Source organism: Pseudoalteromonas sp. 0802, from assembly GCF_013350085.1.
GTDB lineage: Bacteria > Pseudomonadota > Gammaproteobacteria > Enterobacterales > Alteromonadaceae > Pseudoalteromonas.
In genome coordinates, this window is sequence record NZ_JABVXE010000008.1 from 74862 (window position 1) to 86978 (window position 12117).

7 protein-coding genes are annotated in these 12117 nt (G+C 43.0%); 3 read left to right on the plus strand and 4 right to left on the minus strand.

What is annotated here, in order from left to right:
• Positions 1-19: 19 nt before the first annotated feature.
• The gene (locus tag HUS61_RS13670) at positions 20-1606 is read left to right on the plus strand and encodes an L-lactate permease (protein WP_175082729.1); all 1587 of its coding nucleotides are present in this window, start codon (positions 20-22) and stop codon (positions 1604-1606) included.
• Positions 1607-1663: 57 nt separating this feature from the next.
• Here HUS61_RS13670 and HUS61_RS13675 read toward each other — a convergent pair whose 3' ends face one another.
• Together HUS61_RS13675 and HUS61_RS13680 are read right to left on the minus strand one after the other, a co-directional pair.
• Positions 1664-3592, minus strand: coding sequence for a phytase (locus tag HUS61_RS13675; protein WP_175082730.1), 1929 nt, complete (start codon positions 3590-3592; stop codon positions 1664-1666).
• A 57-nt stretch (positions 3593-3649) separates the two neighbouring features.
• On the minus strand, positions 3650-5950 hold the full coding sequence (locus HUS61_RS13680) for a TonB-dependent siderophore receptor (protein WP_175082731.1): 2301 nt from the start codon (positions 5948-5950) through the stop codon (positions 3650-3652).
• Between the two features lie 284 nt (positions 5951-6234).
• On the opposite strand from HUS61_RS13680, the gene HUS61_RS13685 reads away from it, so the two are divergent.
• Both HUS61_RS13685 and HUS61_RS13690 read left to right on the plus strand, forming a co-directional pair.
• On the plus strand, positions 6235-7152 hold the full coding sequence (locus HUS61_RS13685; RefSeq protein ID WP_130166939.1) for a sensor domain-containing diguanylate cyclase: 918 nt from the start codon (positions 6235-6237) through the stop codon (positions 7150-7152).
• Positions 7136-8134: an AraC family transcriptional regulator ligand-binding domain-containing protein gene (locus HUS61_RS13690; RefSeq protein WP_175078576.1), complete on the plus strand. Its 999-nt coding sequence runs from the start codon at positions 7136-7138 to the stop codon at positions 8132-8134. Before HUS61_RS13685 ends, HUS61_RS13690 begins: the two co-directional genes overlap by 17 nt.
• 36 nt (positions 8135-8170) lie before the next feature.
• On the opposite strand, the gene HUS61_RS13695 is transcribed toward HUS61_RS13690, so the two are convergent.
• On the minus strand, positions 8171-9241 hold the full coding sequence (locus tag HUS61_RS13695; RefSeq protein ID WP_175082732.1) for a cytochrome-c peroxidase: 1071 nt from the start codon (positions 9239-9241) through the stop codon (positions 8171-8173).
• Complete coding sequence (locus HUS61_RS13700; RefSeq protein WP_175082733.1) at positions 9234-11885, minus strand: TonB-dependent receptor plug domain-containing protein; 2652 nt, start codon at positions 11883-11885, stop codon at positions 9234-9236. The genes HUS61_RS13695 and HUS61_RS13700 overlap by 8 nt, the downstream gene beginning before the upstream one ends.
• Between the last annotated feature and the right edge of the window lie 232 nt (positions 11886-12117).

Sequence of the window (12117 nt, forward strand, 5' to 3'; positions counted from 1 at the left end):
AAAAACAACAGGATGACCCATGAATACCCTAGTGGCTGCACTGCCTATTTTGGTACTGATCTGGATGATGGTAAAACGCAGCCCCATCGCTTCTTATATTGCCTTACCCATCACAGCGCTACTTGCTGCTTTACTGCAACTGTTTTACTTTCAAGCTGATTTAAGGCTGTTGCTTGCTAATTCGTTTGCTGGTGTGTTGTCTGTTATGACGCCCATTTCGATTATTGCAGGGGCTATTTTACTTAACCGCATGTTGGCAATATCAGGGGCCGAAACCACGATAAAACACTGGCTCGAATCAATTAGCAGTAATCAAGTTGCGCAGTTGATGATCATTGGTTGGGCGTTTGCATTTATGCTCGAAGGCGCATCGGGCTTTGGCACGCCTGCGGCCATCGCGGCGCCTATTTTGGTCGGGCTTGGTTTCTCGCCTTTTAAAGTGATTATTTTCACTCTTATTTTAAACTCGATCCCCGTATCTTTTGGTGCAGTTGGCACACCAACATGGTTTGGCTTTTCGGCGCTAAACTTAGATGACGGACAAGTGCTGGCTATCTCAAGATGGACGGCGCTTTGTCATGTTATTGCTGCTTTGGTTATTCCTATGATTGCGCTGTGTCTTGTTTTACCACTAAAAAAGGTGCGTCAAAATAGCGTATTCATTTATTTGAGTGTGTTTTCATGTGTTTTGCCTTATTGGTTGTTTGCCCAGTGGAACTATGAATTTCCATCGTTGATAGGTGGTGCAGTGGGTCTATTAGTGACTATCTATTTAGCAAGTAGGGGAGTGGGGTTAGATAAGTCAGCTGTAAATGCACAAAGCACGAAAGGCAAAGCTGAGCTCACACCCAAAGCGCTATTTTTAGCATTATTACCATTATTACTTTTGATAGTTGTGCTGGTGATAACCCGTATTCATCAGTTGGGCATTAAAGCATTGCTTAACGACGAAACGCTCTGGCTGAGTATTCATTTGGGCTTTGCACAATTTGAATTAAGCAAAGCACTGATCTTATCTTTACATGAGATATTCGGCACCTCAGTGGGGTGGTCATATAAAACCTTGTTTGTACCAGCGTTGATCCCGTTTGTATTAGTGGTGTTGATCTGTGTGCCGTTACTTAAAATGAGCAAGTCACAAGTAAAGCAAATGTGCTCCGACACCTTAGGCCGTATTGCTATGCCATGTATTGCTTTGATCGGGGCGCTGGTGATGGTGAATGTTTTAATGCAAGGTGGCCATAATGCGCCCATATTTTATATGGCGAGTACCTTTGCTGATTTAAGCGGCGAACACTGGGTGTTATTTGCCTCGTACTTGGGGGCACTCGGTACTTTCTTTTCAGGCTCTGCAACCGTGTCTAATCTTACCTTTGGCGGTATTCAATATGGTATTGCACAGCAAGTGGGCTTGTCAGAAACCTTAGTGCTTGCGTTGCAATCAACGGGGGCGGCGATGGGGAATATGATCTGCATTAGCAATATTATTGCTGTAGCCAGTATTGTTGGAGTGAATAATCAAGAAGGGCCAGTGCTTAAGAAAACCTTTTTGCCTATGCTAATTTACGGTGCAATAGTTGGGTGTTTTAGTTATCTTTTTTACTGATTAAACATGTTCAGATAAAAAGGTGCCCAGATAAACCGAGCACCCTTACGGAGTAATTTATTGAATAGCTTTTTTTACTTCGCGCCAGTCAATAATCTTAAAGTTTTGCGGTGCCTGTGGCATACGGTTGTAACCATCTTGCACAATTAGCACCCCTTCAGGGTAGCCCGGTAACGCAGCCGGTGTTACCGTTAGGCCATCAGTTTCTGATACGCCATCTATTGCTAACTCTAGGTTATTGCTGATTGCAAATTTACCCGCAAACTCTAGGCTAGGGGTATTGCCATCAATAATTTTATAAAGCACATAGCTGTAATCACCTTGGCTAGAAACCACTAAATAGCGGGCATCTTTTGCGTGGTAAATTTCCATGCCTTCTACATCATCAACCAACATATCGTTCACGGTTTGCAGCATTACAGGTTTATTTCCTGCTGTTGGCTCAGCGCCAATAAACCAAATACCTTCGTCTTCTTCACCTAAAAATAGCTGTGCGGTTTTATCATCTGCACTGCAACCTTCAGGTTGGCTTGGAACACTAAATTCGCGCACTAGTTGTGCTGATACGCTCTCATTATTACCAGTTAGTTTGTATTGCTGAAATAGGCCTGATTTGTCATTCATAAACACATAGTTGCCTGTGTTTGATGAGTACATACACATACCGTAAATTTCTTTTAGAGTCGTTGGCAGCTCAGCAAGATGTTGCACCTGATTGTGAGTATCGACGCTATAAACACTGATGCTGTTGTGAGTACGGTTACTACCTGTAATCCAGGTATTCGTTACATTGTTGATACTTTCATGTTGGCGCACATCAACATTATTTAAACGGCCTGTTTCTAGCGCTTGTAGCTCTTTGCCTGCAAGGTCATACACCATTAAACCACGGCGTTTATCGGTACCTAAGATCAGGCTTTTTGCTGCATTTTTAGGGTTTACCCAAATAGCAGGGTCATCGGCGGCATCACCAAAAGCACGTACTGCATCGGTTTGCGCTTGTGCATTGATGTAAGTAACAGCGGCTGTTTTAGCGCTATTATGTTGTTTAGCCTGCCCATCTATTTGACCTTTTACATAATGACCTGATTCATCATCGTATAACACGATATCAGCTTGCTTATTGTTAAAGCGCACTGCGGCAGATTCAATCGCCAGTTCACCAGCAAATTGCCAGCTGCTAAAACGTTTAGTACTCTTTTCGTAGCGATGTAATTGGTTATCTTCAGAGGTGGTGAACCATAAGCTACCATCATCTGTTGTGCTTAAACCGCCAACTTCAGGCGCTAAGCTGCCAAATGGCGACATCAAAGCCACGGGCTTTTTATCGGCGCGCGATTCAGCATCTGCGTTAATTTGCCAAATGCCTAGCTCGCCTTCACTTAAATAAAGAGTTTTACTGTTATCATCAACCGCACAGCCTGATGTTTCACTTACGCCAGCAAACTCACGTAATTCAAGGTTTAATGCGCGTTTGTTTGCCATATCAAACACCAGTGTTTCGCGGATAAGACCACGAGCGTCTGCCACAAATGCCGAAACTGCTTGAGTTGTCGGGTTAGCAAATAAACACACCGCCTCAGGTTTTGCTTTTGGTGGGCTGATACGGCTAATTTCAGCTAGCTGCCATTTAGCTGCTTTTTGTAAGCTAAAAATCACCGCTTGGTCGGCTTCGTTGTCGATACTAGCAACAAGATAGCTGTTTTTGTTGATCGCCTTAACAGATAACGCTTCGAAATTACCTTTTTGTAATCCGTGCTGTTTACCTGTGGCATCAATAAGTTGCAGGCCTTGGCTTTGTGAGCTCAATAGCCAAGCGTCATCAGCAAGGGCTGCCGCTTGTGAGCCTTGCATATTTTCAGTTGTGCTAAAAGCTGTTAATTTGTTTTTACTTGGTGCCTCGGTTGCCGTTGTTTGGCTACACGCAGCTAGGGTGCTTAGCATTACTGCACTGGCAACAAGATTAAGTGGTTTTTTAAAATTCATGGGATCCCCAAATATACTACAAGGCAGCAATGCGCTGCCTTAATAACTTTTTGTGTATTAAAATGCGTAGCGCAGCATTAACTGAATAACAGGGCCTGCTTCTTCAGACTCCAGTTCATACTCGTCAAAGTCGCGGTTGATTTGGTCATCAACCGTGTCGAACTTGTTAAAGGTTTCGTCTTTACTTGCATCTAATAGGTTTGAGCCCACTAAACGAAGCGTGACGTCTTGCCAGCGTTTTTCTACGAATAGTTCAAGGTCTGCGCCGTAGTGTGTGGTTACTTCTTCACCCACGATACGGCCATAAGCATCACCTTGTTTACGGTAAGTTGCACCGAACGAAGCGCCTAAATCAGGTAGGTCTTGAATAAAACCAACGTTAAACACGTAGTCAGATTGGTCGTTGAATTTACGGCTACCGAAAGTGTCATCTACTTCTGAATCAAGCCATGAGTAGTTAAAGAATACCCCTGTGTTTGGCATGCTAATAGCGCTTAGCGGCGTTGATAAATCAAGCTCGATACCTTTTACGTTGCCATCACCGGTGTTACGCGGTTGCAAAATGTAAGTACCATCACCTTCTGAACCTTGTTGGCCTGTATTGGCTATTTCGATAAGGTCAGTGACATCGCGATAGAACACATTGATACCTACGACGCCGCTTTTACCTAAGCGATACTCATAACCTAAGTCCATACCCCACGATGATTCTGGTTGTAGGTCTGGGTTTCCTAAAAAGTCGTTATCGCCTAACTCTTTTTCAAGTAGAGCTGGGGTGATGTAATCAAAATCAGGACGACGTAAGCTGCGAGCAACCGATGCACTGACGCGGCCGTTTTCAGAGACGTTGTAGCGTAAATGTGCCGATGGTAAGAAGAAGTCATAATCGTTTTTAGCGCTTACACCTTCTGCTTTGTCAGTAATGGTTGAGTCGGTTGTTTCGTAGCGCACACCTAACTCCCACGAGAAGTCTTGGTCTTCGTGCTTAACTAATGCAAATACATCTAGGCGGTCTTCTTCGAGTTTATTGACGCCACCAGCGGCTGCTTCAAACTCGTTGTTAAAGCCTGCCAGTGACAGTGGTGTTTTGCTGAACTGATCCCAGCTGGTAAAGCTTTGTTCGCTTTCACCTTCGGCTTGATAAACCGCAGTATCGCGTTCTTTACCTTGGACAAAGGCACCGAATTGAATCGTTTTGCTCTCGCCTGCAAATAAGCTATGTTGCCATTGTAATGACCATTCTTTGTCATCAAGGTCTACGGTTTCTTCTTCTTCCTCAAAAACCATAGGTAGCTCAGAGGTATCGATTTCTACTTCTTGCTCGTAAACAGACTCTTCAAAGCTTGCAAAACCAAGTTTGAATTTACTAGTGCCACCAAAAATGGGTAACTCATAACCCGAGTTGATGTTGTAGTTGGTTTGATCGATGAAAGACACATTGGCGTTGTCGGTCTCAAGGTTACCGCCTTCAACAATTGAGTTATTGATTGCTGTTGGATCGTCATATTCAAATGAACGCTCATCTTCAGTACGGTCGGTATCAACCCAAATTGCGCTGATATCGAACTTGCTGCCGTCATCAAAAGCTATTTCGTAGCTGGCGTTTAGCGAGGTGTCGTCACCGTCGCGAATATCTGATTGATCTTCGCGGTTATCGAATTCTTCGGTTTTGTAATTAGCGTTATTCTCTGGGCTGTCGCCATAGCGTAGGCTTGATTTTTGTTTTGGGTTATAACGACCTTGTAAGTTCGCACCAAGTAGTAAACGGCCGCCAGCAAACTCAGTGCCGTAAACACCTGCAAAGCTTTCTTTTAATTCGCCATCGTCATAACGCAGGCCACCCGCACGAAGGTAACCACCATCTAGGCTGTAACCGTCACGCAATACAATGTTTAGCGTACCGGCAATGGCATCGGCAGAGCGGTTTGCACTTGAAGCACGAATAATTTCTACACGCTCAATTAGCTCAGCAGGAATACGGTCAACAAAGAATGAGCGGTCAGCACCTGCACCAGGTACTTCTTCACCGTTAATAAGTACCTTTGTGTAAGCTGGGCTTAAGCCACGCATACGCGCGCCATCAGACTCTAAAACATCCGATAAAAACGTCACACTCGGTACACGTTTTAATGCATCACCGGCAGTCAGCGGTTCAAAACGTTGAAAGTATTCTTGTGAGTATTCAAGCGTCGGTGCTAGCTCTTGTGAGCGGTTGCGATAACCAATTTCACCGTATACAACAAGCTCTTCAGAGACTTTTACTTTTTTCTCATCGCTGCTTTGTTCGTCTTGTGCGTAAGCGGCAAATTGGCATAAGGCGAGGGCGCTTACTAACGCCTTCGTTTTAAATTGTTTCATGGGTTTGCTCCTGGTTGTCCTTGGTTTGATGAGCAAAGTACGCAGCTTAAATGACGCAAATGTGACAGAAAATCGCTAACAGCCAGTAAAAACAAGTGATTAGAGGGATTTAAAAGTACTTTTGAGCTGCAATAACCCCATCTTTTTAAGGCAATTACAGTACTTAAAGGGTTTAACAAGGTTTGACTGTCGTTTTGCTGTCACATCATTGAGCTAATATGACCCTGCTGCTTTAAACGCTAACGAGTTAGCATGGCAGCGTGAATTATTGTTAGGTACTGAGAATGCGATATAACCCTTTTACTCATCATCGATTTTTAACCAATGCAGTTATTGCTCTGTTTGTAATTGCGTTTTTGCTAAGCGCACAAGCAGGAGAATTAAAGCCTCTTGCTGATATCGCGTGGTTAGATATTTTAGGTGAGGGTGGCATTGTGCTAATGACCCTTACTTGGATAGCTGCGCTGCTTATTTCGAGGCCGCCCGGCAAAGTCACCAGCTTTTTAGTGCTAGGGCTTGGGCTTTTTATGTTTTCAGCTTCCCTTGATTTATTTGATGAGTGGTTACATCAACCCACCAACACATGGCTTACTTGGATTGAATCATTGCCTGCGCCGATTGGCATGATTTTTACAAGCCTTGGGCTTTATCAGTGGCATCAAGAGCAATACGTACTGAATAGGCAGTTAAAGCGCCGTGAAGCACAGCATCGTGAGCATGAGTTAGTGTGCTCAATAACAGGGCTGTATAAGGCTGATTATTTACAAGCAGTGCTAAAAGAGCAGTTAAGTGAGCCACAGCCTCTGCAACTGGCCGCCATTGATATTCGAGGTTTTGCTGATTTTAACGCTGAATTTGGTTTTATCGAAGGCGACCGCTTACTGGGTGAAGTTAGCGAGCTTTTATTGATGAATTGCCGCCTTAGCGATGTGGTGTGTCGCTATGCAGGAGACTGCTTTATGGTGCTAATGCCAAATACCAGCGCAGTACAAGCAAAAGAGCTGGTGGCGCAAATTACCTCGGCGCTGAGCCATTGTGCATTTAAGGTCGAAGGTGCAAAACACGCAAAGTTTCAAGATGTAACAGCGGCCTTAGTAGGCAGTATACAAGGCGATACACCACAAAGTTTAAGCTCGCGTTTACACGCTAAGTTACAACAACAAAAACAACAAAGAGTCAGCCATTGTGAAGCCGTATCTTAATCAAGATGACAAATACCTCACCGCACAGGGCCTGATCACCACGCTGGTGGAGCTGGCCTTAAGTCGCGGCATTGCACTGCATAAGTTACTCAGAGGCACTGGGGTGTTTGAGCAAGACTTAATGAGTGTGCAGCATCAGTTTAGTATTTCACAGCAAGTGCGTTTATTGACGCAGTTTAAGCAGTTGATGAAATCTGCCGACAGCGGTTTTTTATTAGGCAGTCAACTGGCAAACGATACCTCTGTTGCCGCCCAAGGCGTGTTACATGCAGCGCACATCGGCCAAGCTTTAAAGCAGTTACACAATTTGCGCATGCAACTGGCACCTTTGTTATTTAGTTACAGTTATGTGCATAACGAGCAGTATTACATTGTGCTGCAAAATGCTGTGGGCTTGGATGATGAAATAAGCCAGTACGTAATGGAAATTTACAGCGCCGCGTTTTACCAAGTTCTAAAAAAGGTGGCGGGTGAGCGAGTCCCTTGTCAGTTTGAGTTTGCCTATAAACGCGCCAGACATAGCCAAGAATACGAGCAGTATTTGGGCCTTAAAGTCGCTTTTGAAAAGCCCATAACCCGTTGGGTATTGAATAAAAACGCGCTTAGGCTCACTAACCCCGCGTTTAGTAGTTTTAGGTTCTCACAAATTAACTCGCAACTAGCGGCATTAAATTCTGCAAATAGCACTTTTGTGGAAGCCGTAAGCCGATTAATTTATCAAACTCCGGCGTTAAATTTAGATCAAGTAGCCAGCCAATTTGCCATGAGCCCTGCAACCTTCAAGCGTAAATTAAAAGCTCATGGCGTACGTTTTTCTACCTTGTATGATGAGCAAAGTAAGCGCAAAGCGATTTACCTGCTTGCCATACGGGAACAATGCAATGAGCAAGTTGCCATGCGCTTATCATTTTATGATATTGCTAATTTCAGACGAGCGTTTAAACGCTGGACCGGGCTTACGCCAAGTCAATTGAAGGGGTAAGAAAGCCCGCTCTTATCGCTAAGAGCGAGCGTGCAGTTAAAGGGTTTCTAAAAATGCGATGAGTGCATTTTTTTCATCCTTACTGAGCTCTAACTTATGCAGTAACTCAGTTGTCTGTGGGTAGTTTGGATCATCTTTAAATTTTTTTCTCGGTTTTGGCCTTGCTCCACCTGCGTTGTAGAAGTTGACTATCCCTAGCAAACTTTGAAAGCCACCATGGTGCATCCAAGGCGTACTTTGTTGTAACGCTAAAAGAGAAGGGGTTCTAAACTTGCCAATATCAGCGGAGTCTTGGGTGGCATCAAAACGGCCTAAATCTTGAAGTTTTCTACCATAAAAATGTAGCCCCGTAACATGGAATTCATTGTCGCTGAGTAAAGCACCTTCATGACAAGTCATACACCTCGCCTTGGTTCTAAATAAATGTAAGCCTTCAAGTTGTTGATCGTCTAAAAGTGCGACAGCTTCACTAGGACTCGTTTGCGCTTTATCGATAAACCGCGTGAATAATGATTCAGGAACATCAAACGTACGTTCAAAAGCAACAAGCGATAGAGCTAATAGCTCCTTATTAAGCGCTTCTTTGCCAAAGGCATTGAGTATTGGTTTTTTATAGTCCTCAGCCCTGTTTATTTTATTAAGCACTAGCTCAACCGAACTGCCCATTTCTATTGGGTTTTCAATTGGCATTAATGCTTGCTGAGCTGCAGTTTTAGCTCTGCCATCCCAAAAGAAGCTTTGCCAATGATCAATACCAATAATGGCTTGGGTGTTTCGTGTGCCGACTTGACCGTCAATGCCGACAGCTAACTTTCGCCTGTCTGAAAACGCTAAACGAGACTCATGACAACTTGCGCAGCTTACCGTGTTATCTCGCGACAAACGGGTATCGTTAAATAGTTTTTCACCTAATGCGATGATCTCATCACTTTGATTAATCGGCTTGGCTTTTAAAGGTTTGAGCGGTGCAGCTGGCACATCTTTACTGCTAATAATAGCTGGCCAGTCATGCTGTGGCTTTGCGTATAATTCTCGTAATGACTGCTCTTGCGCAAAGGCGCTCGCTGTAAAAATGCTGCACGTAAAGAGAAATAACCATTTATTCATAGTTATACGACACCCCTAACCAAAACATTCTACCGGGTTCAATACCAGAGTTCCCTTCTGTAATAGCATGACTACGTGCGTTGAATAAGTTGCTGATATCAAGGCGAACTTCAAGAGATTGAGATTGACTTATTTGATAATTCCAACGGCTACTTAAGGCAAACATAATGCGAGAGTCAAAGGTATGTGCTTCGTACTTTGGCACAAATATTTCAACTGCTTCACACGTAGTACACTCACTACCAATACCAATTCGTTGATCGCTACTAGACTTAATTGCAGTTGTGTAACTGCCGCTGTAAGTTGCTGTTAAACCAGTTGAAAAAGTATCAGTCCAATCTGTATTCCAACCAAAGTTAGCAGTTACTGGGCGACCAAAATTCGCTTTTAGGGTATCTAACTCAGATAAGCTCATGAGCTCACCCTCATAGTAAACCAGTGACTCAATAGGGGTGTTGTCGGGTGTTGCAGTGTAGTCACTATTGCTTTCACTACTTTGACTATAAGATGCATTGGCCCATATTGAATGGTCGCCAAATTTTGCATCCCAAGACAGTGAGTAACGTTCGCTTTCACCAGTACCATTATTATAAATAGTAATATATTGATAACCATCGTTTTTTAGGTTGGTTTCTTCATTTCTAGATAGCTGGTCTTTTTTGTCGCGATGTACGTATTTCACTGCAAAGTTACCGAAACTCTCGGTAGCATGGCGAAGACCTAGCGCAATTTCATCATCGTAAGGGCTTTTCACATCGTCAAAAATATAACGAAAGTTACCTGTGTAAGAAGAAGGAAGCCAAGCTTGTAAGTAACCACTTTGAATAGGACGGTATTCACGATAAGCGAACTTTTGTTGCTCTTTAATTTTATAACCGAGTAGGCCTGCATCGTAATAACGGTTTAAACCCGCAGTCAGTAGTGTATTGCCATCGTTAAATACGTCATAACCCATTGATAAGCGTGGCGCGATATTGTGATTTTTGAAAAAATCATCGTAGTCGTATCTAACACCTAAATGAAAATCAAACTGCTTCCAGGTGATCACATCGGTAGCATACAGGGCTGCTTTATTTAAGCTTACATCGATATTTTCACTTGGTGTGACAAGACGAGAGTTAAAATACTGGGCTGTTGTGGCTACGTTATTAGAGTAGGCAAGTAAGTGCTCTGGGTTATTAAAGTCGATACTGCCACCTAATTGTTCGGCAAGGGTATCTAAATCGACATAAAAGCTTTGCTCAACACAATCAAGGGTATAGCCACTACAATTAAGTTGTTCGTTGGTTGATGAGTATTGAATTGGCGAGTCATACTTATAATAGTTTTGTTGGCGAGTACGCTCATAGTTTTGATGGTTAAGTTCAGCGCCAACGCGAATTGCGTGTTCAGTATTGCCCCACTTTTTACGCTCAAGTGTTAAGGTATTTCGCCAATTAAAGCTGGTTTGCGTATTATCAAGATTGCCATAGCCGCCGTACTCTGAAACAGGAGTTGAGTCGGCGCTTTGATCTGCTAATTGACCCCACTCTTTACCTTTTGCTTGAAGCCAAGTATAAAAATGCGCAGGCCCTGTACGGTTGTTATCACTTTGACTCATATTAAATTTGCTGCTGAAGTGACCAAAGCGAGTTTCTTCAGCTAAATTTGCAGTAAAACCAAAACTTCCCCCTTCAACTTGATAGTCACTATTGAGAACGTCTTTCAAGTACGAGTCTGAAGTATAAGGGGCATACATAACGCTTAAATCAAGTGAATCAACCCAGCCATCGCGATAGCTGTATTTCAGTAGGGCGTTGATGTTTTCTCTACTTTCTACCTTCTGTGCTGAGAGCGAAATATCCGAAATATCACTTTTTAAATAGCTTACGCTCATTAGTAAAGCATGCTGTTCATTTAACTTTTTTTGTATTGAAAAATCGATATTAGTTTTTTCATAAACCGGTGGTTCAATGGCGTCTTGCCCTTCAGTAGTGTCATCTGGCTCATCGTTATCGATTATATGGTATTCACCCCAGTCGCTGCGGTTACCACGAATACCAAAGCTCACACGAGTATCTGTAGAAAAAGGTGAAATAGTTTCGGCATCGACAACGCCACCAGAAAAGTCACCAAAGTCTGCTGGAATGTTATGATCGTAAACAGTAATCGACTCAACAATTTGACTGTTAATGTTCATGCTCTGCACACCGCCTGACACCTCATTTTCAGAGGCGCCAATACGGCTCGCACTGGCAGGATCAAGACGGTTGTTATAATTCATGCCATCAATCATAAAGCCTGTTTGCCAAGGCTTTGCACCCGAGATACTTATTTCAGGGGCGCTAATTTCAGCAAGGTTATCAATCGAGTAGTAGTCTTCACTTAATTGCACGCCTGGTAGTAAGGCAATCAATTCGTTGATATCACCATTACCTTTGGGGGTTGCTTCGATAAAGTTTCTATCTAAATAGGCACGACCTATCACCTCAGGTACTTCAATTCCGATGTATTGCCCTTTAACAGTAATGCGCTCTATCTCTTTGCATTGCTTATTGTTCTTATCGTTACATTGAGGATTTGTTGTTTGTTGCTTTACTTCATTAGCGTGTAAAGGGGCATTAAGTAAAAGCATCAAACACGCTGATAAGTAGCGCATTTGCATGGTAAAACTCCTGAAATAGTACCAATTAGATTAAAGAGAAGGCCGCTTAAGAGCTGACAATAGTTAATTACCTTTATTAAATAGCTTAATTTGTTGCATATTTTGCACAAAGGTAAGAGCGGGTGATTGTATCAATTAAAAACGCGAATATAAATAGATCTCAATTGCATTTGTTGGGTTTTTAACTTTTTAAGGAATATTAAATTCCCATAGTTGAGTATATTTTGAATTT